The organism is Streptomyces sp. CB00455, from assembly GCF_001905445.1.
GTDB lineage: Bacteria > Actinomycetota > Actinomycetes > Streptomycetales > Streptomycetaceae > Streptomyces.
The window spans coordinates 139284-163894 of the sequence record NZ_LIVQ01000002.1 but is presented as its reverse complement, the minus strand read 5'-3'; the positions used below and the strand labels follow the sequence as shown (position 1 = coordinate 163894).

Genomic DNA, 24611 nt, shown 5'->3' with positions numbered 1-24611 from the left:
CCTCTCCGTGCCGCCGCGCTCGGCGCTGTCTCGCGCCACCTGCGCGCCGGCTGATTCCCGCGGCGGTCCCGCGAATTCCAGCACAGTGGAGGATCTCCAACAAGGTGCGAGCACCGCGCCGGAGAGTCGGTGACCGCTTGTGACAGGCGGACTACGCGATGTGCGGATGCTTTCGGGATAAACCGGACTTACGTCATCCAAACCCTGCGACTGCCAAGGTGTCCCAGTCCTGATGATCAGCAGCGGAATGACGTATTCAGTGACGCAATGTCCGTTTGGTCGCGGCGATATGACTGCCCGTTATGCCGGAAATGCCGGGTCACGGGTGAGCAAACTCACACACCCATGGCCATTACTTCCCGGTTCGACGGGGGATTCAGATGTTTAGCCTTGCCCCTTGAAGGGTTGGGCGCCCGGGTCGGCGCCGAGCCGACCGACACCCCCGAACACAGCTGAGGGCCACACACTCCGATGAAGACGACGACGATGTTCCGCAACATAGCCAACCCCCGCCGCACCACCCTCGCGCACCTCAAGGACGCCGAGGAGCTGCAGGCGGCACCGGCCACCCCGGAGCACGCCGCCGAGCTGCCGGCGCAGACCGCCAACCCGCGGCGCACGATCCTCATGGACGCGCCCGTGGCCGTCGCCGCGCCGTAGCCCCCGGAGGCAAAGGCGCAGGGCGCCCCTGCCCGCCGCGTTAGCCTGGAGCTCCAGACTCCAGCCAGCGGCAATACAGAGGGGCAGACGCAACACGTGCGCATCGCCAGGTTCTCGATCGACGGCAACGTCGCCTTCGGCGCGGTCGAGGGCGACGCCGCCCCCGGCGCCGAAGGGGAGCTCGTCCTCGACATCATCAAGGGGATCCCCTTCGCGGACTTCGAGCTCTCCGGCACGAAGGTCCCGCTCGGCAAGGTCCGGCTGCTGCCGCCCGTGCTCCCCAGCAAGATCGTGGCCATCGGCCGCAACTACGCGGAGCACGCGGCGGAGCTCGGCCACGAGGTCCCGGACGCGCCGATCACCTTCTTCAAGCCCTCCACCTCGGTCGTCGGCCCGGGTGACCCGATCACCTACCCCTCCTTCTCCCAGGACCTCCACCACGAGGCGGAGCTCGCCGTGGTCATCGGCCGCATGTGCCGGGAGGTCCCCAGGGAGCGCGTCAAGGACGTGATCCTCGGCTACACCTGCGCCAACGACGTCACCGCGCGCGACGTCCAGCAGCGCGAGAACCAGTGGGCCCGGGCCAAGGGCTTCGACAGCTCCTGCCCCCTCGGCCCCTGGATCGAGACCGACCTCGACCCCGGCGACCTGACCGTCCAGTGCACCGTGAACGGCGAACAGCGCCAGCTCGGCCGCACCAGCGACATGGTCCGTTCCGTCGAGGACCTGATCGTCCACATCACCGAGGCCATGACGCTGCTCCCGGGTGACGTCATCCTCACGGGGACCCCGGCCGGAGTCGGCCCCCTCAACGTCGGCGACGAGGTCGCCGTCACCATCGAAGGCATCGGCACTCTCACCAACAAGGTGATCAAGCGTGGCTAACGCGAACTCCCCCCAGCTCTCGACTCCGCCCGGGCAGGGGGTACCCCCCCGCGTACGTTTCTGTCCCTCCCCGACCGGCAACCCCCATGTGGGCCTGGTCCGGACCGCCCTCTTCAACTGGGCGTTCGCCCGCCACCACGGCGGTACGTTCGTCTTCCGGATCGAGGACACCGACGCGGCCCGCGACTCCGAGGAGTCCTACGGACAGCTGCTCGACTCGCTGCGCTGGCTCGGCTTCACCTGGGACGAAGGTCCCGAGGTGGGCGGCCCGCACGCCCCCTACCGCCAGTCCGAGCGGATGGACATCTACGCGGACGTCGCGAAGAAGCTGCTCGACGGCGGCTACGCGTACCACTGCTACTGCACCACCGAGGAGCTCGACGCGCGCCGCGCCGCCGCCCGCGCGGCCGGCAGGCCCTCCGGCTACGACGGCCACTGCCGCGACCTGACCCCCGTGCAGATCGAGGCGTACCAGGGCGAGCACCGCAGCTCCATCGTCCGCTTCCGGATGCCCGACGAGACCATCACCTTCACGGACCTGGTCCGCGGAGAGCTGTCCTTCACCCCGGAGAACGTGTCGGACTTCGGCATCCTGCGGGCCAACGGCGCCCCCCTCTACACGCTCGTCAACCCGGTCGACGACGCGCTGATGGAGATCACGCACGTACTGCGCGGCGAGGACCTGCTCTCCTCCACCCCGCGCCAGATCGCCCTGTACAAGGCGCTGACCGAGATCGGGGTCGCCAAGGCAACCCCCGCCTTCGGCCACCTGCCGTACGTCATGGGCGAGGGCAACAAGAAGCTCTCCAAGCGCGACCCGGAGTCCTCGCTCAACCTCTACCGCGAGCGCGGCTTCCTCCCCGAGGGCCTGCTGAACTACCTCTCGCTGCTCGGCTGGTCCTTCTCCAAGGACCAGGACATCTTCTCGATCGAGGAGATGGTCGCGAAGTTCGACATCGACGGCGTGAACGCCAACCCGGCGCGCTTCGACCTCAAGAAGGCCGAGGCGATCAACGCCGACCACATCCGCCTGCTGGACCCCAAGGCCTTCGCGGACGCCTGCACCCCCTGGCTGCGGGCGCCGCACGCCAACTGGGAGCCCGAGGACTTCGACGCCGCGGCCTGGGAGCGCATCGCGCCGTACGCCCAGACCCGGGTGACCGTCCTGTCGGACATCACCGCCAACGTCGACTTCCTGTTCCGCAAGGAGCCGGTCGAGGACCAGGCGTCCTGGGACAAGGCGATGAAGGGCGAGCCGGCGGCCCTGCTGACCACCGCCCGCGCCAACCTGGAGACGGCCGACTGGAGCGACCCGGAGTCCCTCAAGCAGGCCGTCCTCACCGCCGGCGAGGCCCACGGCCTCAAGCTCGGCAAGGCCCAGGCGCCGGTCCGCGTGGCCGTCACCGGCCGCACGGTCGGTCTGCCGCTCTTCGAGTCCCTGGAGATCCTGGGCAAGGAGAAGTCCCTGTCCCGCATCGACGCCGCGCTGGCCAGGCTCGCCGCGTAGCGCCCGCGCACGTCCCCGCCCGGGGGGCGGCCACCGGATCCCCGGTGGCCGCCCCCCCGGGGCGTTTTCGGCATCCGGACCTTCCGCAAGCGATCTTCCCGGAAGTCGCCCCCGCGGCAAGGGCCCACGGCGTAGGGTCGGCCGTATGCCGATCCGCGCCGTGCTGTGGGACATCGACGACACCCTGTTCGACTACACCGGGGCCGACGCCGCGGGGCTCGCGCGACAGCTGGAAGCCGACCGCATCGCCGAGCGGTACGGGACCGCCGCGCAGGCGCTCGCGCTGTGGCGGCGGATCACCGAACGGCACTGGGCGCGCTACGCCGCCGGCGAGGGCACCTTCCAGGGCCAGCGCCAGGAGCGGGTGCGGGAGTTCCTCGGGGCGCCCGCGATGACGGACGCCGAGGCCGATGCCTGGTTCGACCGCTACGTCGCGCACTACAAGACCGCCTGGACCGTCTTCCCCGACGTGGTGCCCGCCCTGGACGCCCTGGCCGCCGACTACCGGCACGGGGTGCTCACCAACTCCTCCGCCGCCAACCAGGAGCCCAAACTCCGCGACCTCGGGCTGCGGGAGCGTTTCGAAGTGCTGGTCTGCGCCGTGGAGCTCGGGATCAGCAAGCCCGAGGCGGGGGCCTTCCTCGCCGCCTGCCAGGCGATGGGGCTGGAGCCGGGCGAGGTGGCGTACGTGGGGGACCAGCCGGAGATCGACGCGCGCGGCGCGCGTGACGCCGGGCTGCTCGCGGTGTGGCTCGACCGGGACGGGGGCCGCGGCGAGGGGCCCGAGGGCGTCCACCGGATCACCTGCCTGGCGGGGCTCCCGCAGCTGCTGGCCGCGGATACCCGTTTTGGAGCACGGTCAGGCATCCGGTAATGTTCTTTCTGCGCCGCCGGAGCGGGCCGAAAGGCCGGACGGAGGCGACACCCAAAGAAAAACCCCACAGGGGTTGACTTTCGGTGGGGTATAGTGTAATTGGCAACACGAGGGTTTCTGGTTCCCTTATTCTAGGTTCGAGTCCTGGTACCCCAGCGCAGTGCAGTAGTGACGCAGTGCTTGCCCCCGTTGTGTAGCGGCCTAGCACGCCGCCCTCTCAAGGCGGTAGCGCCGGTTCGAATCCGGTCGGGGGTACAGATCCTTCCCGCGAGATCTCCAGGGTCGCACCCGGACGTCTTGATGCAGGATCGCTAGGGCCCCCGTTGTGTAGCGGCCTAGCACGCCGCCCTCTCAAGGCGGTAGCGCCGGTTCGAATCCGGTCGGGGGTACTGTTGGTCTGGTCTAGACCACTTTGGGCTATAGTGTAATTGGCAACACGAGGGTTTCTGGTTCCCTTATTCTAGGTTCGAGTCCTGGTAGCCCAGCGCAGTAACAGCAGCACCAGCTAGCCCCCGTTGTGTAGCGGCCTAGCACGCCGCCCTCTCAAGGCGGTAGCGCCGGTTCGAATCCGGTCGGGGGTACAGAAGAGGAGAGGCCCTCCGCGACCATCGCGGAGGGCCTCTTCCGTGTCTCCGGACGCAGTGCAAGGGCGGGCCCGGAGGCGCGTGTTCGGACGTGTGCGGCGTCGTACGCGCCCCCGGGCCCGGGGGAGGGAAGAGAGGCGGAAGGGCGGCAGGCCGGCCGGCCCCGGGTCAGCCGGAGCGGCGCAGGGCCTCCGAGAGGCGGGCGGCCGCGTCGATGACGGCCTGCGCGTGCATCCGGCCCGGGTGACGGGTCAGGCGCTCGATGGGGCCGGAGACCGATACCGAGGCCACCACACGGTTGGATGGCCCGCGCACCGGCGCCGAGACGGAGGCCACGCCGGGCTCCCGCTCGCCGATCGACTGCGCCCAGCCGCGGCGCCGCACACCCGAGAGCGCCGTCGCCGTGAAGCGCGCACCCTGCAGACCCCGGTGGAGCCGCTCGGGCTCCTCCCAGGCCATCAGGATCTGCGCGGCCGAGCCCGCCTTCATCGGGAGGGTGGAGCCCACCGGGACGGTGTCCCGCAGGCCCGACAGCCGCTCCGCGGCCGCCACGCAGATGCGCATGTCTCCCTGGCGGCGGTAGAGCTGTGCGCTCTCGCCCGTCACGTCGCGCAGGTGGGTGAGTACCGGTCCCGCCGTGGCCAGCAGGCGGTCCTCGCCCGCCGCGGCGGCGAGCTCCGCCAGCCGCGGTCCGAGGATGAACCGGCCCTGCATGTCCCTCGCCACCATCCGGTGGTGTTCCAGTGCCACGGCGAGGCGATGCGCCGTGGGTCGTGCGAGCCCTGTCGCCGCGACCAGCCCGGCGAGGGTGGCCGGACCGGACTCCAGTGCGCTCAGTACCAGAGCTGCCTTGTCGAGAACGCCGACGCCGCTAGAGTTGTCCATGAAACGATATTCGCGTCTCACACTGTGAAACGCAAGTTCAATTTTTCCAAGAACGAGCGAGTCTGTATGTGCGGGTCCACGAACCACTGGGTCCGAGCCGCCGTCCGGTGCGTGGGGTACGGGCGGTCAGGCGCACCACATCTCTATGAAGCGCCGGCGCAACCTGCCGGCCGGAGGGAAAGCGATGGGTAGGACACTCGCGGAGAAGGTCTGGGACGACCATGTCGTCCGGCGCGCCGAGGGCGAGCCCGACCTCCTCTTCATCGATCTGCACCTGCTGCACGAGGTGACCAGCCCGCAGGCCTTCGAGGGTCTGCGCCAGGCCGGCCGCCCGGTCCGGCGCCTCGACCTCACCATCGCGACCGAGGACCACAACACCCCCACCATCGACATCGACAAGCCCATCGCCGACCCGGTCTCCCGGGCCCAGCTGGAGACGCTGCGGGGGAACTGCTCCGAGTTCGGCGTGCGGCTGCACTCGCTGGGCGATGTCGAGCAGGGCGTCGTCCACGTCGTGGGACCGCAGCTGGGCCTGACCCAGCCGGGCACCACCGTGGTCTGCGGCGACTCGCACACCTCCACCCACGGCGCCTTCGGCGCGCTGGCCTTCGGCATCGGCACCAGCCAGGTCGAGCACGTGCTGGCCACCCAGACGCTGCCGTTGGCCCGCCCCAAGACGATGGCCATCACCGTCACCGGCGCGCTGGCCGAGGGCGTCACCGCCAAGGACCTGATCCTGGCGATCATCGCCCGGATCGGCACCGGCGGCGGCCAGGGCTACATCCTGGAATACCGCGGCGAGGCCATCGAGAAGCTGTCGATGGAAGCCCGCATGACCATCTGCAACATGTCGATCGAGGCCGGCGCCCGCGCGGGCATGATCGCCCCCGACGAGACCACCTTCGACTACCTGCGGGGCCGCGACCACGCCCCGGAGGGCGAGGACTGGGACGCGGCCGTCGCGTACTGGAAGACGCTGCGCACCGACGACGACGCGGTCTTCGACGCCGAGGTCGTCATCGACGCCTCCGCCCTCTCCCCGTTCGTCACCTGGGGCACCAACCCGGGCCAGGGCGCGCCGCTGTCCGCGAACGTCCCCGACCCGGCTTCGTACGAGGACGCTTCGGAGCGCCACGCCGCCGAAAAGGCCCTGGAATACATGGGGTTGACGGCCGGGCAGCCGCTGCGGGACATCAGGGTCGACACCGTCTTCGTAGGCTCCTGCACCAATGGCCGCATCGAGGACCTGCGCGCCGTCGCCGGGATCATCGAGGGCCGCAAAGTCGCCGACGGCGTACGGATGCTGGTCGTCCCCGGCTCGGTGCGGGTCGCACTGCAGGCCGTGGAAGAGGGCCTGGACAAGGTCTTCAAGGAGGCCGGCGCCGAATGGCGGCACGCGGGCTGCTCGATGTGCCTGGGCATGAACCCCGACCAACTGGCCCCCGGTGAGCGCTCCGCGTCCACCTCCAACCGCAACTTCGAGGGCCGCCAGGGCAAGGGCGGGCGCACCCACCTGGTCTCCCCGCAGGTGGCGGCCGCCACCGCGGTACTGGGCCACCTGGCCTCTCCCGCCGACCTGTCCGACGCCCACGCGACCGCCGGAGTCCGATAACCATGGAAGCCTTCACCACCCACACCGGCCGGGCCGTCCCGCTGCGCCGCAGCAACGTCGACACCGACCAGATCATCCCGGCCCACTGGCTGAAGAAGATCACCCGCGACGGGTTCGAGGACGGGCTCTTCGAGGCCTGGCGCAAGGACCCGGAGTTCATCACCAACCGCCCCGAGCGCGCCGGGGCGAGCGTCCTGATCGCGGGCCCGGACTTCGGGACCGGTTCCTCGCGCGAGCACGCCGTCTGGGCCCTGCAGAACTTCGGCTTCAAGACGGTCATCTCCTCCCGCTTCGCCGACATCTTCCGCGGGAACTCGCTGAAGAACGGCCTGCTGACCGTCGTCCTGCCGCAGGAGACCGTCGAGCGGCTGTGGGAGCTGACCGAGGCCGACCCCGCCGCCGAGGTCACCGTCGACCTGGTCGACCGCAAGGTGCGGGCGCAGGGCGTCGAGGCGGAGTTCGAACTCGACGACAACGCCCGCTGGCGGCTGCTGGAGGGGCTGGACGACATCTCGCTCACCCTTCAGAACGAAGCGGACATCGCCGCGTACGAAAGCACCCGCCCGGCCTTCAAACCGCGCACGATTCGCGTCTGATTCCAGCCTGATCAGCGCTTATTCGCCTTTGGCCGATACCGTCGCCCACACTGTGCCCTCCACCATCCGGTGGGGGGCACAGCTGTGTGTTGAGGCCCCGTGAGGCGACAACTCGCCCCAGATGGCACAATCTGTGCATGGAACGCGACAGTCAACTTGAGCTCTACGGACTGCTCGCGGACCGGCTGAAAGAAGCGCACGCAAGGGTGCGCTCACTGCAAGTCCCGGAGGGCGTAAGGATGGCGCTGTCCCGGAAGCTGTTGGTCGTCACGGCTGCGGCGAAGCACGATCTCGCCGATGCGGCAAGGCGCCTGGACAGGTTGATGAAGGACCTCGACGAGGGTCGATTCCCTGAAGGCGACTGATGCGAAGGAACTCCGTAACGGCCTACAGCGTTGCGGCACTAGGGTGATTAGCCCGTTTCGTGTTTGATTTGCGGTATATATCCGCCTAACGTGCGAAATAAGCTTGAACACATTCGTTCTGGCGAAGTCTCCGAAGGGGAAGACGTTGAACAAGGCGCAGCTCGTAGAAGCGATTGCCGACAAGCTGGGCGGCCGCCAGCAGGCCGCGGACGCCGTCGACGCGGTACTGGACGCGATCGTCCGGGCCACCGTCGGAGGCGACCGGGTCTCGGTCACGGGCTTCGGCTCGTTCGAGAAAGTCGACCGCCCGGCCCGTTACGCCCGCAACCCCCAGACGGGAGAGCGCGTCCGGGTCAAGAAGACCTCGGTGCCCCGCTTCCGTGCGGGCCAGGGCTTCAAGGACCTGGTCAGCGGCACCAAGAAGCTCCCCAAGGGGGGCGAGGTCTCGGTGAAGAAGGCGCCCAAGGGCAGCCTGACCGGTGGCGCTTCCGCGACGGTGAAGAAGGCCGCCGCGAAGAAGGCCACCACCGCCAAGAAGACGGCGGCGAAGACCACGGCCGCGAAGAAGACCACCGCCAAGAAGACCACGGCGACGGCGAAGAAGACCGCGGTCAAGAGCACGCCCACCGCGAAGAAGGCGACCTCCACGGCGAAGAAGGCCACGGCCGCCTCCACCGCCAAGAAGGCTTCCCCGGCGGCGAAGAAGACCACCGCCACCGCGAAGAAGACCGCCCCGGCCGCCAAGAAGGCCACCGCGGCGACGAAGGCGCCCGCCAAGAAGACGGCGACGCGCAAGGCCACCGCGAAGAAGACCGCCGCCCGCAGCAAGTAGGGGCGACGTCACACACGCCGGGCCGGTTTCCCCTCCGTGGGGGAAGCCGGCCCGCGGTGCGTCCCCGCGCAGGTCAGAAGGTCTGCAGCGTGACCAGGGTGATCCGCAGCGCCGGACCTTCGCCGTCCGTCTCGATGCGCACCCGCTGACCGGGCCGCAGCAGGCGCAGGCCGCCCGCGTCGAAGGCCGGCGCCTCGAAGGGCACCGGCGTGCCGTCGTCCAGCAGCACGCTGCCGCTGCGGGTCTGGGAGTCGTACGTGTACGCGGTCGCCTGCATACCGGCACTGTATCGGGCGGTGTGGGGCCCCACACCGAGGGCGAGGGCCGCCCGCAGGTCCTCCACCGTGTCCACGTCCCTGCGCACGCTGTCCACCCCCGGCGCGGTGATTTCCACCGCCCCCGAAGCCGAATGCCGGGCTCGCGAGAGGCCGCCGAACGAGGGCGACAATTCCACGTCCGGAGCAGCGGAAAGCAACGTCGTCCCGATTCCGGCCGCATCCGCCAGAAATGCCCGGGGAAATACCGAGGCGTTTTCGAGCACGCGTAGCAATTCGGTTGGCCGCAGTGCCGGCAGGTCCGCGTTCATCGCCGCCACCGCGGCCCGCGGCCGCCCCGCCCGTACCGCACGCGCCCCGTGGGCCAGCGCCGCGTTGAGCCCCGCTCCCGGCGAGTCCGGCACGATCCGCGCACCCAGCCGCGCCAGCTCCCCGCCGGCCAGGACGTCGTCCGTGACGACCACCACATCGGCGACCGGACCGCAGGCCAGCGCCGCCGCCACCGTGTCCTGGGCGAAGGCGAGCGCCAGCCCCGGACGGGAGGCGCCCACCGCCGCCGCGAGACGGCTCTTGGCCGATGCCAGGGGCTTCAGCGGGACCACCAGGCTCCAGACGGCGTTCGTGGCCGACCCCTTCCCTCCGGCGCGCTGCGGCACCTCCCCGGACCACGGGCAGGTCACGGCCCGGTCATGTGTCGGCCCATTGTCCCCTCCGCCGGGCCACCCGGGGGTCCGGCGGCCTGAGCGGGGCGTACGGTGTTCTCGACAGAGACCGGGCCCGGAGCGAGACTTGCCCGGCCCATGGGGTGCCCACGCCGCGCACACCGGTCCGGTCCTAGAGGAAGGTGTCCGAGTGTCCCGCCGCAGAATCGGCTTCTGGTACCGCCTGGCGGCGGTCATCGCGAAACCGCCGCTGGTAGTGCTGTTCAAGCGGGACTGGCGGGGAATGGAGCACATTCCGGCCGAAGGCGGATTCATCACCGCCGTCAATCACAACTCGTATCTGGACCCGCTGTCCTACGCGCACTTCCAGTACAACACCGGCCGTGTGCCCCGATTGCTCGCCAAGGCGGCCCTCTTCAAGGTGCCCATTGTCGGCGCGATCCTGCGCGGCTCCGGTCAGATTCCGGTCTACCGGGAGACCACCAACGCCCTGGACGCATTCCGGGCCGCGGTGGACGCGATCGAGCGCGGCGAATGCGTGGCCTTTTACCCGGAGGGCACCCTCACCCGGGATCCCGACATGTGGCCCATGGCCGGCAAGACCGGCGCCGCCCGTGTCGCGCTGATCACCAGGGCGCCCGTCATTCCGGTGGCGCAGTGGGGCGCGAACCTCGCGATGCCGCCCTACGCCCGCAAGGACAAGGTGCGCCTCTTCCCGCGCAAGACCCTCCAGGTGCTCGCCGGACCCCCCGTGGACCTCTCGGCCTACTACGACCGGGAACCCACCCCGGAGCTGCTCAAGGAGGTCACCGCCGTCATCATGGCGGCCGTCACCGGGCTGCTGGAGGAAGTGCGCGGAGAGCCCGCTCCCGAGCAGCCGTACGACCATCGCAACGCCAGGGCGCAGCAGCGGCGCAAGGCCGCGGGGGAGGGCAAGAAGTGACACGTCCAGTGAAGGCAGCCGTCTACGGAACCGGTTCCTGGGGCACGGCCTTCGGCATGGTGCTCGCCGACGCCGGCTGCGAGGTGACCCTCTGGGGCCGCCGGCAGGAGCTGGCCGACGCCGTCAACACCGGCCGGACCAACCCCGACTACCTGCCGGGCGTCGAACTGCCCGGGAACCTGCGCGCCACCACCGACCCGGCCGAGGCCGCCGACGGCGCCGACTTCACCGTTCTCGCCGTCCCCTCCCAGACGCTGCGCGGCAACCTCGCCGCGTGGGCGCCGCTGCTGGCCCCCGACACCGTGCTCGTCTCCCTCATGAAGGGCATCGAACTCGGCACCGCCAAGCGGATGAGCGAGGTCATCGAAGAGGTGGCCAAGGTCCCCGCCGAGCGCATCGCGGTCGTCACCGGGCCCAACCTGGCCCGCGAGATCGCCGCCCGCCAGCCCGCCGCCTGCGTCGTCGCCTGCGGGGACGAGACCGTCGCCCAGCGCCTGCAGGCCGCCTGCCACACCCCGTACTTCCGGCCGTACACCAACACCGACGTCATCGGGTGCGAGCTCGGCGGCGCCGTCAAGAACGTCATCGGCCTCGCCGTCGGCATCGCGGACGGCATGGGCCTGGGCGACAACACCAAGGGCTCGCTCATCACCCGCGGCCTCGCCGAAACGACCCGTCTGGGCCTGGCGATGGGCGCCGACCCGCTGACCTTCGCCGGCCTCGCCGGACTCGGCGACCTGGTCGCCACCTGCTCCTCGCCGCTCTCCCGGAACCACACCTTCGGCACCAACCTCGGCCGCGGGATGACCCTGGAGGAGACCATCGCGGTCACCCGGCAGACCGCCGAGGGAGTCAAGTCCTGCCAGTCCGTGGCCGATCTGGCCCACCGGCACGGAGTGGACATGCCCATCACCGAGACCGTGGTCGACATCGTCCACCACGGCAAGCCGACGCTGGTCGCCCTGAAGGAACTCATGGGACGCAGCGCCAAGCCGGAACGTCGCTGACACCGATCCGGACGTGTGAGCGGGTACCCTCGTGGCGATATGAGCAGCGAGAACCTCCCCCAGAGCCCTGAGCAGCAGGGCCGCAAGCCCCGCGTGGCCGTCGTGTTCGGCGGCCGCAGCTCGGAACACGCCATCTCGGTCGTCACGGCGGGCGCGGTGCTGCGCTCCATCGACCGCTCCAAGTACGAGGTGCTGCCCATCGGCATCACCACGGACGGCCGGTGGGCACTGACCGCCGACGAGCCGTCACGGATGGCCATCGCCGACCGCAAGCTCCCCAGCGTCGAGGAGCTCGCCGACTCCGAGGACGGCGCCGTCGTGCTCTCGGTCGACCCCGCCAGCCGCGAGGTCGTCTACACCGAGCCGGGCGCCGTCCCCAAGGCCCTCGGCGAGGTCGACGTCGTCTTCCCCGTGCTGCACGGCCCCTACGGTGAGGACGGCACCCTCCAGGGCCTCCTGGAGCTCTCCGGCGTCCCGTACGTCGGCTCGGGCGTCCTCGCCTCGGCCGTCGGCCAGGACAAGGACTACATGAAGCGGGTGTTCACCTCCTTCGGGCTGCGGGTCGGCCCGTACGTGACCATCCGCCCCCGCGAGTGGGAGCGCGGACGGGACGCCGCCCGCGCGAGGATCCTCGACTTCGCCGCCGAACACGGCTGGCCGCTGTTCGTCAAGCCCGCCCGCGCCGGCTCCTCCATCGGCATCACCAAGGTCGACGACGTCGGCGGCCTGGACGCCGCCGTCGAGGAGGCCCGCCGCCACGACCCGAAGATCATCGTGGAGGCGCTGCTGCGCGGTCGCGAGATCGAGTGCGGCGTCCTGGAATTCGAGGACGGCCCGCGCGCCAGCGCACCCGCCGAGATCCCGCCGGTCTCCAGCCACGACTTCTACGACTTCGAGGCGAAGTACATCGACTCCGCCTCCGGGATCGTGCCCGCCCCGCTCACCCCGGAGCAGACCGCCGAAGTGCAGCGGCTCGCGATCGAGGCCTTCGAGGCCGCCTCCTGCGAGGGTCTGGTGCGCGCCGACTTCTTCCTCACCGAGGACGGCACCTTCGTCATCAACGAGATCAACACCATGCCGGGCTTCACCCCCATCTCCATGTACCCGCGGATGTGGCAGGAGTCGGGCATCGAGTACCCGGAGCTGGTCGACCTGCTGATCCAGGCCGCCCTGCGCCGCTCCACGGGACTGCGCTAGCCGGCTGACCGCCGCCCGCAGCCGACCGCCCGCCGGCCCGCCCGCAAGGGCACGGGCCGGCGGGCGGCGGTGTGCTCAGTAGGAGGAGATGCCCTCGGGCACGGTCGCGGCGATCGCCGCGGACAGCCCGACCAGCATCCCCGCATCGGTGGCGTGCTCCTTGTCGACGCGGACCTCCGTGTAGGCCAGGCGCATGCCGGTGACGAACCGGAAGCCCCCGCCGGCACCGTCGGGAACCTTCTCCAGCAGCCAGGCGACCCCGTTCACGTGGACGCCCTCCTGGTTCGGATCGGCCATCTCGGGGGGTTTGGGGACACCGCACCGCAGTACGATCGCCGAGCCGCCCCACGCGGCGGTCAGAGCGGACTCCGGCTCGGTCGGGGTCCGCGCCAGACCGGCCACCTTCTCCGGGAGCTCCTTGTGCAGTGCCGCACAGAGCCCCGCGACGTCGGCGGGCGGACTGGGGGGCGGAGCCACCCCGGCCGCGGAACCGCCGGGGGAACACGCCGCGAGGGCCAGTACGGCCGCCGCGGCGGGCACGGCGGACAAGGCCGGCAAGGCCGACAAGAGACGGACGGGCCGGCGGTGGAGGGACATCACCGGCCAAGAGTAGACGGGGGCTACAGATGGACCACCGGGCAGGTCAAGGTGCGGGTGATCCCCTCCACCTGCTGGACCTTGGCCACGACCATGCGACCGAGTTCGTCGACGGTGTCGGCCTGGGCGCGCACGATCACGTCGTACGGGCCCGTCACGTCCTCGGCCTGGATCACCCCCGCGATCTGGCCGATGGACTCGGCGACGAACGACGCCTTGCCCACCTCGGTCTGGATGAGGATGTACGCCTGTACCACGGAACCTCCAGGGCGGCCACGAGGATCATTTCCCCTAACCTTCGGGTGGACCCCGCACGACGGAGAGGGCCGGGGGAAGAAGGGACGCCACGGTACCGCGTCGCCGCGTGCCGCGGGGAGACCCGCGGGCCCCGCGCCACGCACGGCGGGGCGTACGGAGAGCAGAAGTTGACGTATCTGTTGACGGTACCCGGAGCTGTGACGGCTCGCGACCGCAAGCGGACTGGGCAAGAAGGGGCACAGCGATGAAGGGCACTGTGGGCGAGCTGGGGGAGTTCGGGCTCATTCGGGAGCTCACCTCACGGCTCACCACCACCCCGGCGGTCCGGCTCGGTCCGGGCGACGATGCCGCGGTGGTGTCGGCCCCCGACCGGCGGGTCGTGGCGAGCACCGACATCCTGCTGGAGGGCAGGCACTTCCGGCGGGACTGGTCCACGGCCTACGACGTCGGCCGCAAGGCCGCCGCGCAGAACCTCGCCGACATCGCCGCCATGGGCGCGGTGCCCACCGCGCTCCTCCTCGGCCTCGTCGTCCCGGCCGAACTCCCGGTCACCTGGCCCACCGAGCTGATGGACGGCATCCGCGACGAGTGCCAGGTGGCGGGCGCGGCCGTGGTCGGCGGCGACGTCGTACGCGGCGACACCATCACCGTCGCCATCACCGCCCTCGGCGACCTGCGCAACCACGAACCCGTCCTGCGCTCCGGCGCCCAGCCCGGCGACGTCGTCGCCGTCACCGGCTGGCTGGGCTGGTCCGCCGCCGGCTTCGCCGTGCTCTCGCGCGGCTTCCGCTCCCCGCGGGCCTTCGTCGAGGCCCACCGCCGCCCCGAACCGCCGTACCACGCGGGCCCCGCGGCGGCCGGGCTCGGCGCCACCGCCATGACCGACGTCAGCGACGGCCTGATCGCCGACCTCGGGCACATCGCCGAGGCCAGCAAGGTGCGGATCGACCTGCGCTCGGGGGCCGTGGACATCCCGACGCAGATGCACGACATCGGGCAGGCCGTCGGCGTGGACCCGCTCCAGTGGGTCCTCACCGGGGGAGAGGACCACGCGATCGTGGCCACCTTCCCGCCCGACGTGAAGCTCCCGGCCCGCTGGAAGGTCATCGGCAGCGTCCTGAACCGCTCCGCCCTGCCCCAGGTCACCGTCGACGGCGCCCCGTGGACCAGCACCGGCGGCTGGGACCACTTCGGCGCCGACCCGGCTCCGGAGGACAGCCCGCTGTGAGCGGTCCGAAGTCCGGGAGCGCCGGGGCCACCGGGAGCGCCGTGCAGGACACCGCGGGGAGCGCCGGGCGGGACACCGCGGGGAACGCCGTGCAGGACACCGCCACAAGCGCCGCGAGCGCCCGCTACGGCGCCCCGCCGCTGTGCCTGACCGTCGCCGGATCCGACTCCGGCGGCGGCGCGGGCATCCAGGCCGACCTCAAGACCATGCTGGCCCTCGGCGTCCACGGCATGAGCGTGGTGACCGCCGTGACCGCGCAGAACTCCCTGGGGGTACGGGGAGCCTGGGAGTTGCCCGCCGAGGCCGTCACCGCCCAGTACCGGGCCGTCGTCGAAGACATCGGCGTCCAGGCCGTGAAGACCGGGATGCTCTCCTCGGCCGTGCTGGTGGAGACGGTGGCCGCCCTGCTGGCGAGCACCCCCGCCCCCGTCGTCGTGGACCCCGTCGGCGTCTCCAAGCACGGGGACGCGCTGCTCGCCGCCTCGGCGCTGGACGCCGTACGCCAGGAGCTCCTCCCGCGGGCCACCGTGGCCACGCCCAACCTGGACGAGGTGGCGCAGCTCACGGGCGTGGCCGTACGGACCGAGGACGACATGCGCCGGGCCGCCGACGCGATCCTCGGGTACGGGCCCCGGTGGGCGCTGATCAAGGGCGGGCACCTGGCGGAGCACGGCGGCACGGCCGTGGACCTGCTGAGCGACGGCACCACCGAGCGGTGGCTGCGGGCCCCCCGGCACGACAACCGCCACACCCACGGCACGGGCTGCACCCTCGCGAGCGCCGTCGCCGCGGGCCTGGCGAAGGGGCTGGCCGTCGCGGAGGCGGTGACCGCCGCCAAGGAGTACGTCACGGGCGCCCTCGCCGCCGGCTTCGCGCTCGGCGGGGGCATCGGCCCGGTTGATCACGCCTGGCGGTGGCGGTGAGAGCCGCTGGGCCGAACCGTCGCGGGAAAGGCAAAAGGCCGGTTCACCAGAGGTGAACCGGCCTTCTTGCAACCGGAAAGGGCTGCGCTACGACGGGAGGCGTCAGCGCGAGACCTTGCCGGCCTTGATGCACGAGGTGCAGGCGTTGAGGCGCTTCGGCGTCCCATTGACCACGGCACGGACGCGCTGGATGTTCGGGTTCCAGCGACGCGAGGTGCGGCGGTGCGAGTGGGAGATGCTGTTGCCGAAGCTCGGCCCCTTGGCGCAAACGTCGCAGTTGGCAGCCACAGGTCACTCCAAAGACTTCAGGTGCACTTACAGTGAAACCGGCGCACCGGATTCAGGGGTCTGAAGTGGTTTGCCGGGGGAATGTCCCGACTCTCATCGGGCAACCGGAGCAGCATACAACGACTGCGTCGGTCCAAGAAAACTACCACGGCCCCCACGGCCGCCGCCCCGCGGTCCGGACGCCCGCACGGTCCTTCGTTACCCTGCGGTGAACGCTGGCCCGCACAAGGAGGAACGCCCGGTGCCACACGAGCCCCAGCCGCACGCCCTCGACGCCGAAGCGGTGCGCGCCTGGAGCTCGCTGGCCCTGGCCGCACTGGGCCGGGCCCGCGAGGACATCGACGCGATCAACGTCTACCCGGTGGCCGATGCCGACACCGGCACCAACCTCTACCTCACCGCCGAGGCGGCCGACCGCGCGCTGACCCAGACCCTCCGCGACGAGCCCCGGGCGACCCCGGAGGCCGACGGCGTGAGCGATGCCACAGCGCAGGCCCCCCTGTCCCGGGCCGTACGGGCCTACGCGCACGGGGCGCTCCTCGGCGCCCGCGGGAACTCCGGGACGATCCTGGCGCAGCTGCTGCGCGGGGTCGCCGACGTCCTCGGCGAGGAACCCGCGGGGCGGGGCCCCGGCAGGCTGCTGGCCCAGGCCCTGACCCGGGCCGCGCAGGAGGCGTACACGGCCGTCGCGCACCCGGTGGAAGGCACCATGCTCACCGTCGCCGCCGCGGCAGCCCGGGCCGGCGAGGCCGCCGGGGGAGCCGCGGGGACCGCCGCCGAGGTGGCGCGGGCCGCCTACGACGCGGCCCGCGCCGCCCTGGCCGAGACCCCGGGGCAGCTGGCCGCACTGGGCCGGGCCGGGGTGGTCGACGCCGGGGGCTGCGGGCTGGTCGCCGTACTCGGCGCCCTCTGGCAGGCCCTGTCCGGCCGGGAGCCGGCCCCCGAACCGGTGCCCGGACGGACCGTGGACGTCCCGCTGACCCCCGATCCGTGCGAGCGGGAGCACGACGGGCCCGCATACGAGGTGATCTACCTGCTGGAGGCGTCCGAGGCCGCGGTCGGGGAGCTGCGCGCGCGCCTGGACGCACTGGGCGACTCCCTGGTCGTGGTCGGCGGCGAGGGGCTGTGGAACGTCCACGTGCACGTGGACGACCCGGGCGCCGCCGTGGAGGCCGCGGTCGTGGCCGGCCGCCCCTACCGCATACGCATCACGCACTTCGGCGACGAACGCCGCCGGGCCCGGGGCGAGCGCGCCCAGCGGGCCGTGGTCGCCGTCGCCCCCGGCGAAGGACTGGCCGGGCTGTGCGGGGAGGCGGGCGCGACCACCGTGCTCGCGCCCCACGGGCAGGTCCCGGCCGTCGCGGAGCTCGTCGACGCCGTCCGGCGCGCGCACGCCCGCGAGGTGGTCCTGCTGCAGGGCGGCACCGCACTGCGCGAGGCCGCGGCCGCCGCCGCCGAACAGGCCCGCGCCGACGGCGTGCGGGTGGCCGTGATCCCCACCCGCTCCGCCGTCCAGGACCTGGCCGCCCTCGCCGTGCACGACCCGGACGGCAGCTTCGACGAGGACGTGGTCACCATGACCGCGGCCGCCGGGGCCACCCGCTACGGGGAACTGGCCGTCGCCGAACGGCAGTCCTTCACCTCGGCCGGGATCTGCCAGGCCGGCGACGTCCTCGGCCTCATCGACGGCGACGTCGCCGTCATCGGTCCGGGCCTGGCCGAGACGGCGCAGGCGGTGCTGGAGCGGATGCTGGGCTCCGGCGGCGAACTCGTCACCCTGGTCCTGGGACCCGAGGTGCCCGACTCCCTCGCCGAGCGCCTGGAGGCATACGTCCAGCAGGGGCATCTGGCCGTCGACACCGTCACCTACCGGGGCGGGCGGTATTCGGCGCCGCTCCTCATCGGCGTCGAATAGAGGAACAGGGGTCGAAGGCGGGCCTTGTCAGCGCCATGGTGTGCAATGGGACACGTGCCCGCGCTCGACGAAGACCTCAAGAAGACGCTCGGCCCCGCCACCGCCAAGGTGCTGGCCGAGCAGCTCGGCCTGCACACGGCCCTGGACCTGCTGCACCACTACCCCCGGCGCTACGCCGAGCGCGGGGAGCTGACCTCCCTGACCGAGCTCGCCGACCAGATCGACGAGCACGTGACCGTCGTCGCCCAGGTCGCCGACGCCCGGATCCTCACCTTCAACGGCGGCCGGGGCAAACGGCTGGAGGTGACCATCACCGACGGCAGCGGCCGGCTCCAGCTGGTCTTCTTCGGCGCCGGCGTGCACAAGCCCCACAAGGAGCTGCTGCCCGGCAGCCGGGCGATGTTCGCCGGCAAGGTCTCGAAGTTCAACCACAAGCTCCAGCTGGCGCACCCCGCCTACGAACCCCTCGGTGCGGAGGCGGGCGAGAGCGACGCGGCGGCCGCCTTCGCGAGCCGGCTCATCCCGATCTACCCGGCGTGCGCCAAGCTGGAGTCCTGGAAGATCTCCAAGGCGGTCGACGCGGTCCTGCCCCGCGTCCAGGACACCGTGGACCCGCTCCCGCCCGCCCTGCGCGAGGGCCGCGGACTGATCCCGCTGCCGGAGGCCCTGCTCAAGATCCACCGCCCGGCGGCCAAGGCCGACGTCGAGGACGCCCGGCAGCGGCTGAAGTGGGACGAGGCCTTCGTCCTCCAGGTGGCCCTGGCCCGGCGCCGGCACGCCGACTCCCAGCTCCCGGCCGTCCCCCGCCGCCCCACCCCCGGCGGCCTGCTGGACTCCTTCGACGCCAAGCTGCCCTTCACCCTTACCGCCGGCCAGGAGAACGTCTCGAAGGAGATCTTCGACGACCTGGCCACCAGCCATCCCATGCACCGCCTCCTCCAGGGCGAGGTCGGCTCGGGGAAGACCATGGTCGCCCTGCGCGCCATGCTCGCCGTCGTCGACTCCGGCGGGCAGGCCGCGATGCTCGCGCCCACCGAGGTCCTCGCACAGCAGCACCACCGGTCCGTCACCGAGATGATGGGCGAGCTGGCCGAGGGCGGCATGCTCGGCGGATCCGACCGGGGCACCAAGGTGGTGCTGCTCACCGGCTCCATGGGGACGGCGGCCCGACGGCAGGCCCTGCTCGACCTGGTCACCGGTGAGGCCGGCATCGTGATCGGCACCCACGCGCTGATCGAGGACAAGGTCCGCTTCCACGACCTCGGCCTCGTCGTCGTGGACGAACAGCACCGCTTCGGCGTCGAGCAGCGCGACGCCCTGCGCTCGAAGGGCAAGCAGCCCCCGCACCTGCTCGTCATGACGGCGACGCCCATCCCGCGCACCGTCGCCATGACGGTCTTCGGCGACCTGGAGACCTCGGTCCTCGACCAGCTGCCCGCCGGGCGCTCGCCGATCGCCACCCACGTGGTCCCGGCCAAGGACAAGCCGCACTTCCTCGCCCGGGCCTGGGAGCGCGTGCGTGAGGAAGTGGAGAAGGGCCACCAGGCGTACGTGGTCTGCCCGCGCATCGGCGACGGCGAGGACGAGCCCAGGAAGAAGAAGGAGGCCGGGGAGGACGGCGACAAACGGCCACCGCTGGCCGTCCTGGAGATCGCCGAAGAGCTCGCCAAGGGGCCGCTGGCCGGGCTCGCCGTCGAAGTCCTGCACGGGCGGATGGACCCGGCCGACAAGGACGACGTGATGCGCCGCTTCGCCGCCGGCGAGGTCAAGGTGCTGGTCGCGACCACCGTCATCGAGGTCGGGGTGAACGTCCCCAACTCCACCGTGATGGTGATCATGGATGCGGACCGGTTCGGCGTCTCCCAGCTCCACCAGCTCCGCGGCCGCGTCGGCCGCGGCTCCGCGCCCGGTCTGTGCCTGCTGGTCAGCGAGATGCACGAGGCGAGCCCCGCCCGGGCCCGGCTGGCCGCCGTCGCCGCCACCCTCGACGGCTTCGAGCTCTCCCGGATCGACCTGGAGCAGCGCCGCGAGGGCGACGTGCTGGGCCAGGCCCAGTCCGGAGTGCGCTCCTCGCTGCGGATGCTCGCCGTCATCGAGGACGAGGAGGTCATCGCCCAGGCCCGCGAGGAGGCCGGCCGCGTCGTCGCCGAGGACCCCGGACTGCAGCGGCTGCCCGGCCTGCGGACCGCCCTGGACGCCCTGCTGGACACCGAACGCGAGCAGTACCTGGAGAAGGGCTGAGCGGCACGACCTATCGTGGGAGCTGCCACCTCCCCGAGCGCCGTACGAAGGACCCCAGATGACCCGCGTGATCGCCGGCAGCGCCGGCGGGCGACGGCTCGCCGTGCCCCCCGGCACCGGCACCCGCCCGACCTCCGACCGGATGCGCGAAGGCCTCTTCTCCACCTGGGAATCGCTCCACGGCGTGGAGGGGGCCCGGGTGCTCGACCTGTTCGCGGGCTCCGGCGCCGTGGGCCTGGAAGCCCTCTCCCGCGGGGCGGACCACGCCCTGCTGGTCGAACCCGACGCCAAGGCCGCCAAGGCCATCCGGGACAACATCGCGGCGGTGGGCCTGCCCGGCGCCGAATTCCGCGCCGGCAAGGCCGAGCAGGTCGTCGCGGCCGCGGCGCAGGCCGCGCCGTACGACATCGTCTTCCTGGACCCGCCGTACGCCGTCGGGCACGACGATCTCCGGGAGATCCTCCTCACACTCCGCTCCAATGGCTGGCTCACCGACGATGCGCTCGTCACCGTGGAGCGCAGCACCAGGAGCGGTGCCTTCCCGTGGCCCGAGGGCTTCGAGCCGCTCCGGTCGCGGAAGTACGGCGAAGGCACCCTTTGGTACGGTCGCGCCGCCTTCACCAGCGAAGATTCATGATGTCCACACCGGAGAGCGAGGGACTTCACTTGCGCCGCGCCGTCTGTCCGGGGTCGTTCGACCCCATCACCAACGGACACCTCGACATCATCGGCAGGGCCTCGCGGCTCTACGACGTGGTCCACGTCGCCGTGATGATCAACCAGTCCAAGCAGGGGCTGTTCACCGTCGAGGAGCGGATCGAGCTGATCCGCGAGGCCACGGCCGACTACGGGAACATCCAGGTCGAAGCCTTTCACGGCCTGCTCGTCGACTTCTGCAAGCAGCGGGACATCCCCGCCATCGTCAAGGGCCTGCGCGCCGTCAGCGACTTCGACTACGAGCTGCAGATGGCCCAGATGAACATCGGGCTGTCGGGCGTCGAGACGCTCTTCGTGCCGACCAACCCCACCTACAGCTTCCTGTCCTCCTCGCTGGTCAAGGAGGTCGCCGCCTGGGGCGGCGACGTCGCCCACCTGCTGCCCGCGCACGTGCACACCGCGCTGATGGCGCGCCTGCGGGACCGCTGAGTTCCTGACGGCACGTCAGTCAGTGTCGGGGGTCCGCCCGGTGGCCTTACAGTCGTTGCGTCCGTCTCAGGAACCGCCCGAGGCCGAGAGAGTGCGAGCCCCCATGGACGTGCAGAAGAAGCTCGACGAGATCGTCGCGGCCGTCGGCGGCGCCCGGTCCATGCCCATGTCGGCTTCCTGCGTGATCAACCGTGCCGAGCTGCTCGCCCGGCTCGAAGAGGTCCGCAAGGCGCTTCCCGGCTCGCTCGCCCAGGCGCAAGAGCTCCTCGGCGGACGCGAGCAGATGGTCGAGGAGGCCCGCCGGGAGGCGGAGCGGATCATCGAGTCGGCCCACAGCCGGCGCGGTTCGCTCGTCTCCGACACCGAGGTCGCGCGGCGCTCCCGGGCGGAGGCGGACCGCATCCTGGAGGAGGCCCGCCGGGAGGCCGAGGAGATCCGGGCCGAGGCCGACGACTACGTCGACAGCAAGCTCGCCAACTTCGAGGTCGTCCTCACCAAGACCATCGGTTCGGTGGACCGCGGCCGGGAGAAGCTCCTCGGCCGCGGCCCGGGCCAAGGCGGCCAGGGCTACCAGGACCCGGACTACCTGGAAGCGCCCGAGCGCAGCGATGACCCCGAGACGCAGCGCCTGCAGGCGGACGCCTACGTGGACACCAAGCTGGCGACCTTCGAGGCGGTCCTGTCCAAGACCCTGGAGGCCGTGGGGCGCGGCCGGCAGAAACTGCTGGGCCGGGTGCCGACGGACGACCTCGGCGCCCACATCGCCGCCCAGGACGCGGCAGGGGACCAGCAGTCCCGCACCGCGAGCGACGCGGACTTCCTGGCGGGCCTGGCCGAACCGCAGCCGCAGGCGCCGCCGCCCACCCCGGGCCGGCCGGAACCCGCCTACGACGCCTACGCCTACCAGCAGCAGCCGCAGTACCAGCAGCCGCAGGACGGTTACGCCTACCAGGGCCATCAGGAGCCCTACGCGAACGAGGGCGCCGCCTCGGCGGAAGCGGGATACGCCGATCACTACCCGGTACAGCCCGATCCGTACGCGGGCTACCAGCAGCAGCACCCGGATCCGTACGCGGCGTACCAGGAGCACCAGGAGCACCAAGTGCACCCGTCGCAGCAGCCCTCGCTCGACGAGACCAGCCTCTTCGACACGAGCGTGATCAACCTGGACCAGCTGCGCCAGTACGAACAGGGACGCTAGCCCCGGATTGGGCGCTGGGCGCGGCGGCGGGTATCCTGGCTGTTCGGTCGCGCGTATGCACCGCGATCCATGCTGCCCTAGAGCGGCGGAAACTTTGATCTTCAGCGATCTGTGAAAGCAGGAACGGCCCTGAATACCCGCCTCGACCACCGCAACCCCCTCGTGTTCGACACGCACGAGCTGGGTCGGCGTCCTGGTGCCATGCAGCGGCTGTCCCGTGAGATCGCGGCGCCGGCGGACCTCGGTCTGGCCGGGGTCATCGGAGTGCCGGAAGGCGCCCCGCTGAAGCTCAGGCTCCGCCTGGAGTCGGTCATGGAAGGGGTGCTCGTCACAGGCACCGCCCGTGCATCGGCGACCGGGGAGTGCGTAAGGTGTCTGGAGTCCGTGGAGCGCGAGCTCAAGGCGGACTTCCAGGAGATGTTCTCGTACCCTGACGCCGACGACCGGAGCCGCTCCAAGGCGGAACCGGCCGACGACGCCGAGGACGACGAGGACACGCTCTTTCTCGAGGACGGCTTGTTCGACCTCGAACCCGTGCTGCGCGACGTGGTGGTGCTCGCACTGCCGCTGCAGCCGGTGTGCCGGGAGGACTGTCTCGGACTGTGTCCCGATTGCGGGCTCAGCCTGAACGACGACCCGGACCACCACCATGACGCCGTCGACATCCGTTGGGCGGCATTGCAGGAACTCGTCGTGACCGATCAGGACGACGAGAAGGACAACATGAGCGGCACTGCATCTGACGACGTTCAGAGCGCCGCCGAGAAGCAGGAGAAGTAGCCGTGGCTGTTCCGAAGCGGAAGATGTCGCGCAGCAACACGCGCCACCGCCGGTCGCAGTGGAAGGCTGCGGTCCCCACCCTGGTTTCGTGCGAGCGTTGCCAGGAGCCGAAGCTCCAGCACATTGCGTGCCCGAGCTGCGGCACCTACAACAAGCGCCAGGTCCTCGAGGTCTGAGCGGCTGGTGAGAGGCGCAATGTCTGAGCTGTCCAACGCTGAGAAGCAGGCAGACAGTAACAACGCGGCCTCGTCCCACACGCTTCTGGAAGGGCGGCTCGGGTATCGACTCGAGTCCGCCCTTCTGGTGCGCGCGCTGACCCACCGCTCGTACGCGTACGAGAACGGCGGTCTGCCCACCAACGAACGGCTGGAGTTCCTCGGGGACTCCGTGCTGGGCCTGGTGGTCACGGACACGCTGTACACGACACACCCGGATCTCCCCGAAGGCCAGCTGGCCAAGCTTCGGGCCGCGGTGGTCAACTCGCGCGCACTGGCGGAGGTCGGGCGCGGCCTCGAACTCGGCTCCTTCATCCGGCTCGGCCGGGGCGAAGAGGGCACGGGCGGCCGGGACAAGGCCTCCATCCTCGCCGACACCCTTGAAGCGGTGATCGGCGCGGTCTACCTCGACCAGGGCCTCGACGCGGCCTCGGAGCTGGTCCACCGGCTCTTCGACCCGCTCATCGAGAAGTCCTCCAACCTCGGGGCCGGCCTGGACTGGAAGACCAGTCTCCAGGAGCTCACGGCGGCCGAAGGTCTTGGCGTACCGGAATACCTGGTCACCGAGACCGGTCCGGACCACGAGAAGACCTTCACCGCTGCCGCTCGCGTCGGTGGTGTCTCGTACGGCACCGGCACCGGCCGCAGCAAGAAGGAAGCGGAACAGCAGGCGGCGGAGTCCGCCTGGCGCGGTATCCGTACCGCGGCGGACGAGCGGATCGCGGCGGCGGCAGCGGCCGACGCCGCGGCTTCGGTCGCTGCTCCGGCCGAGGCTGCGGCTCCGGCCGAGGACGGCGGAGCGACGGCTCCCGCCGGTCCGACGCCGGCCGCCTGACCGGCCTTCCTTCGGTACGTGTCCCCGCCCCGCCACCTGCCCTAAGCAGGTGGCGGGGCGGGGCCGTTTCCAGGGCTCCCGCGGGGCGCCGGTAGGCTCG

The 24611-nt window shown here is 71.2% G+C and carries 25 protein-coding genes, 5 tRNA genes and 1 pseudogene; 26 read left to right on the top strand and 5 right to left on the bottom strand.

Annotation, left to right across the window (positions count from 1 at the left end):
- Positions 1-471: 471 nt before the first annotated feature.
- The 9 genes from AMK16_RS08225 to AMK16_RS08185 all read left to right on the top strand — a co-directional run bounded on the left by AMK16_RS08225 (position 472) and on the right by AMK16_RS08185 (position 4507).
- Entirely contained in the window at positions 472-660 is a 189-nt protein-coding gene (locus AMK16_RS08225; protein ID WP_073911138.1) for a hypothetical protein, read from the top strand.
- 96 nt (positions 661-756) lie between these two features.
- Positions 757-1545, top strand: a complete 789-nt coding sequence (locus AMK16_RS08220) for a fumarylacetoacetate hydrolase family protein (protein ID WP_073911135.1) — start codon at positions 757-759, stop codon at positions 1543-1545.
- Positions 1538-3052, top strand: a complete 1515-nt coding sequence (gltX, locus tag AMK16_RS08215; protein WP_073911133.1) for a glutamate--tRNA ligase — start codon at positions 1538-1540, stop codon at positions 3050-3052. The genes AMK16_RS08220 and gltX overlap by 8 nt, the downstream gene beginning before the upstream one ends.
- Positions 3053-3197: 145 nt before the next feature.
- Positions 3198-3926, top strand: a complete 729-nt coding sequence (locus tag AMK16_RS08210) for an HAD family hydrolase (RefSeq protein ID WP_073911131.1) — start codon at positions 3198-3200, stop codon at positions 3924-3926.
- Between the two features lie 84 nt (positions 3927-4010).
- A tRNA-Gln gene (locus tag AMK16_RS08205) sits at positions 4011-4082 on the top strand.
- Positions 4083-4108: 26 nt separating this feature from the next.
- Positions 4109-4181: transfer RNA gene (locus tag AMK16_RS08200), tRNA-Glu, on the top strand.
- Positions 4182-4242: 61 nt separating this feature from the next.
- Positions 4243-4315 (top strand) — tRNA-Glu (locus tag AMK16_RS08195).
- A 24-nt stretch (positions 4316-4339) separates the two neighbouring features.
- Positions 4340-4411, top strand: a tRNA-Gln gene (locus tag AMK16_RS08190).
- A 23-nt stretch (positions 4412-4434) separates the two neighbouring features.
- A tRNA-Glu gene (locus AMK16_RS08185) sits at positions 4435-4507 on the top strand.
- Between the two features lie 171 nt (positions 4508-4678).
- Here the strand turns inward: AMK16_RS08185 and ndgR are convergent.
- Complete coding sequence (gene ndgR, locus AMK16_RS08180) at positions 4679-5395, bottom strand: IclR family transcriptional regulator NdgR (RefSeq protein WP_073911130.1); 717 nt, start codon at positions 5393-5395, stop codon at positions 4679-4681.
- A 184-nt stretch (positions 5396-5579) separates the two neighbouring features.
- Between ndgR and leuC the strand changes: the two genes are divergently transcribed.
- The 4 genes from leuC to AMK16_RS08160 all read left to right on the top strand — a co-directional run bounded on the left by leuC (position 5580) and on the right by AMK16_RS08160 (position 8800).
- Positions 5580-7007: a 3-isopropylmalate dehydratase large subunit gene (gene leuC, locus AMK16_RS08175; protein WP_073911128.1), complete on the top strand. Its 1428-nt coding sequence runs from the start codon at positions 5580-5582 to the stop codon at positions 7005-7007.
- A 2-nt stretch (positions 7008-7009) separates the two neighbouring features.
- Entirely contained in the window at positions 7010-7603 is a 594-nt protein-coding gene (gene leuD, locus AMK16_RS08170; RefSeq protein ID WP_073911126.1) for a 3-isopropylmalate dehydratase small subunit, read from the top strand.
- Between the two features lie 137 nt (positions 7604-7740).
- Entirely contained in the window at positions 7741-7968 is a 228-nt protein-coding gene (locus tag AMK16_RS08165; protein WP_073911125.1) for a hypothetical protein, read from the top strand.
- Between the two features lie 145 nt (positions 7969-8113).
- Entirely contained in the window at positions 8114-8800 is a 687-nt protein-coding gene (locus AMK16_RS08160; protein WP_073911123.1) for an HU family DNA-binding protein, read from the top strand.
- Between the two features lie 274 nt (positions 8801-9074).
- On the opposite strand, the pseudogene cofC reads toward AMK16_RS08160, so the two are convergent.
- Positions 9075-9731: pseudogene (gene cofC / locus AMK16_RS08155) on the bottom strand (2-phospho-L-lactate guanylyltransferase); the annotation flags it as partial.
- A 196-nt stretch (positions 9732-9927) separates the two neighbouring features.
- On the opposite strand from cofC, the gene AMK16_RS08150 reads away from it, so the two are divergent.
- From AMK16_RS08150 to AMK16_RS08140, 3 genes are read left to right on the top strand one after another with little or no spacing between them, the layout of a single operon-like run.
- Positions 9928-10680 carry a lysophospholipid acyltransferase family protein gene (locus AMK16_RS08150; protein WP_073911122.1) on the top strand — a complete coding sequence of 251 codons (753 nt, stop codon included), beginning with the start codon at positions 9928-9930 and terminating at the stop codon, positions 10678-10680.
- Positions 10677-11687 (top strand): NAD(P)H-dependent glycerol-3-phosphate dehydrogenase, encoded by a 1011-nt coding sequence (locus tag AMK16_RS08145; RefSeq protein WP_073911120.1) that lies wholly within the window; start codon positions 10677-10679, stop codon positions 11685-11687. Before AMK16_RS08150 ends, AMK16_RS08145 begins: the two co-directional genes overlap by 4 nt.
- A gap of 39 nt (positions 11688-11726) precedes the next feature.
- Positions 11727-12884, top strand: coding sequence for a D-alanine--D-alanine ligase family protein (locus tag AMK16_RS08140; RefSeq protein WP_073911119.1), 1158 nt, complete (start codon positions 11727-11729; stop codon positions 12882-12884).
- 75 nt (positions 12885-12959) lie between these two features.
- Here AMK16_RS08140 and AMK16_RS08135 read toward each other — a convergent pair whose 3' ends face one another.
- The gene (locus AMK16_RS08135) at positions 12960-13442 is read right to left on the bottom strand and encodes a DUF3515 domain-containing protein (RefSeq protein WP_338014422.1); all 483 of its coding nucleotides are present in this window, start codon (positions 13440-13442) and stop codon (positions 12960-12962) included.
- 62 nt (positions 13443-13504) lie between these two features.
- Positions 13505-13738: an Lrp/AsnC ligand binding domain-containing protein gene (locus tag AMK16_RS08130; RefSeq protein WP_073911116.1), complete on the bottom strand. Its 234-nt coding sequence runs from the start codon at positions 13736-13738 to the stop codon at positions 13505-13507.
- 245 nt (positions 13739-13983) lie between these two features.
- Between AMK16_RS08130 and AMK16_RS08125 the strand changes: the two genes are divergently transcribed.
- Together AMK16_RS08125 and thiD are read left to right on the top strand one after the other, a co-directional pair.
- Positions 13984-14967 (top strand): thiamine-phosphate kinase, encoded by a 984-nt coding sequence (locus tag AMK16_RS08125; protein ID WP_073911114.1) that lies wholly within the window; start codon positions 13984-13986, stop codon positions 14965-14967.
- An 89-nt stretch (positions 14968-15056) separates the two neighbouring features.
- Positions 15057-15890, top strand: coding sequence for a bifunctional hydroxymethylpyrimidine kinase/phosphomethylpyrimidine kinase (gene thiD, locus AMK16_RS08120; RefSeq protein ID WP_073913394.1), 834 nt, complete (start codon positions 15057-15059; stop codon positions 15888-15890).
- A 102-nt stretch (positions 15891-15992) separates the two neighbouring features.
- On the opposite strand, the gene rpmB is transcribed toward thiD, so the two are convergent.
- A complete protein-coding gene (rpmB, locus tag AMK16_RS08115; RefSeq protein WP_073911113.1) occupies positions 15993-16178 on the bottom strand; it encodes a 50S ribosomal protein L28 in 186 nt (61 codons plus the stop codon).
- A 241-nt stretch (positions 16179-16419) separates the two neighbouring features.
- Between rpmB and AMK16_RS08110 the strand changes: the two genes are divergently transcribed.
- The 8 genes from AMK16_RS08110 (at position 16420) to rnc (ending at position 24511) form a co-directional block, all read left to right on the top strand.
- Positions 16420-18093: a DAK2 domain-containing protein gene (locus AMK16_RS08110; RefSeq protein ID WP_073911111.1), complete on the top strand. Its 1674-nt coding sequence runs from the start codon at positions 16420-16422 to the stop codon at positions 18091-18093.
- Between the two features lie 45 nt (positions 18094-18138).
- Positions 18139-20334, top strand: coding sequence for an ATP-dependent DNA helicase RecG (gene recG, locus AMK16_RS08105; RefSeq protein WP_199885386.1), 2196 nt, complete (start codon positions 18139-18141; stop codon positions 20332-20334).
- Between the two features lie 58 nt (positions 20335-20392).
- Positions 20393-20971, top strand: a complete 579-nt coding sequence (gene rsmD / locus AMK16_RS08100; RefSeq protein ID WP_073911110.1) for a 16S rRNA (guanine(966)-N(2))-methyltransferase RsmD — start codon at positions 20393-20395, stop codon at positions 20969-20971.
- 29 nt (positions 20972-21000) lie between these two features.
- Complete coding sequence (gene coaD / locus AMK16_RS08095; RefSeq protein ID WP_199885413.1) at positions 21001-21480, top strand: pantetheine-phosphate adenylyltransferase; 480 nt, start codon at positions 21001-21003, stop codon at positions 21478-21480.
- A 103-nt stretch (positions 21481-21583) separates the two neighbouring features.
- Entirely contained in the window at positions 21584-22681 is a 1098-nt protein-coding gene (locus AMK16_RS08090; RefSeq protein ID WP_073911107.1) for a cell division initiation protein, read from the top strand.
- A 111-nt stretch (positions 22682-22792) separates the two neighbouring features.
- Complete coding sequence (locus AMK16_RS08085; RefSeq protein WP_073911105.1) at positions 22793-23461, top strand: YceD family protein; 669 nt, start codon at positions 22793-22795, stop codon at positions 23459-23461.
- Positions 23462-23463: 2 nt separating this feature from the next.
- On the top strand, positions 23464-23637 hold the full coding sequence (gene rpmF, locus AMK16_RS08080) for a 50S ribosomal protein L32 (protein ID WP_003965982.1): 174 nt from the start codon (positions 23464-23466) through the stop codon (positions 23635-23637).
- 19 nt (positions 23638-23656) lie between these two features.
- Positions 23657-24511 carry a ribonuclease III gene (rnc, locus tag AMK16_RS08075; RefSeq protein ID WP_073911103.1) on the top strand — a complete coding sequence of 285 codons (855 nt, stop codon included), beginning with the start codon at positions 23657-23659 and terminating at the stop codon, positions 24509-24511.
- Positions 24512-24611 lie beyond the last annotated feature (100 nt).

Excerpts from the sequence above, each read along its gene's own strand:
- AMK16_RS08225 (WP_073911138.1), top strand. The coding sequence starts at position 472 with ATGAAGACGACGACGATGTTCCGCAACATAGCCAACCCCCGCCGCACC.
- AMK16_RS08210 (WP_073911131.1), top strand. The coding sequence starts at position 3,198 with ATGCCGATCCGCGCCGTGCTGTGGGACATCGACGACACCCTGTTCGAC.
- ndgR (WP_073911130.1), bottom strand. The coding sequence starts at position 5,395 with ATGGACAACTCTAGCGGCGTCGGCGTTCTCGACAAGGCAGCTCTGGTA.
- leuC (WP_073911128.1), top strand. The coding sequence starts at position 5,580 with ATGGGTAGGACACTCGCGGAGAAGGTCTGGGACGACCATGTCGTCCGG.
- leuD (WP_073911126.1), top strand. The coding sequence starts at position 7,010 with ATGGAAGCCTTCACCACCCACACCGGCCGGGCCGTCCCGCTGCGCCGC.
- AMK16_RS08165 (WP_073911125.1), top strand. The coding sequence starts at position 7,741 with ATGGAACGCGACAGTCAACTTGAGCTCTACGGACTGCTCGCGGACCGG.
- AMK16_RS08140 (WP_073911119.1), top strand. The coding sequence starts at position 11,727 with ATGAGCAGCGAGAACCTCCCCCAGAGCCCTGAGCAGCAGGGCCGCAAG.
- AMK16_RS08125 (WP_073911114.1), top strand. The coding sequence starts at position 13,984 with ATGAAGGGCACTGTGGGCGAGCTGGGGGAGTTCGGGCTCATTCGGGAG.
- recG (WP_199885386.1), top strand. The coding sequence starts at position 18,139 with ATGGGACACGTGCCCGCGCTCGACGAAGACCTCAAGAAGACGCTCGGC.
- rsmD (WP_073911110.1), top strand. The coding sequence starts at position 20,393 with ATGACCCGCGTGATCGCCGGCAGCGCCGGCGGGCGACGGCTCGCCGTG.
- AMK16_RS08090 (WP_073911107.1), top strand. The coding sequence starts at position 21,584 with ATGGACGTGCAGAAGAAGCTCGACGAGATCGTCGCGGCCGTCGGCGGC.
- rnc (WP_073911103.1), top strand. The coding sequence starts at position 23,657 with ATGTCTGAGCTGTCCAACGCTGAGAAGCAGGCAGACAGTAACAACGCG.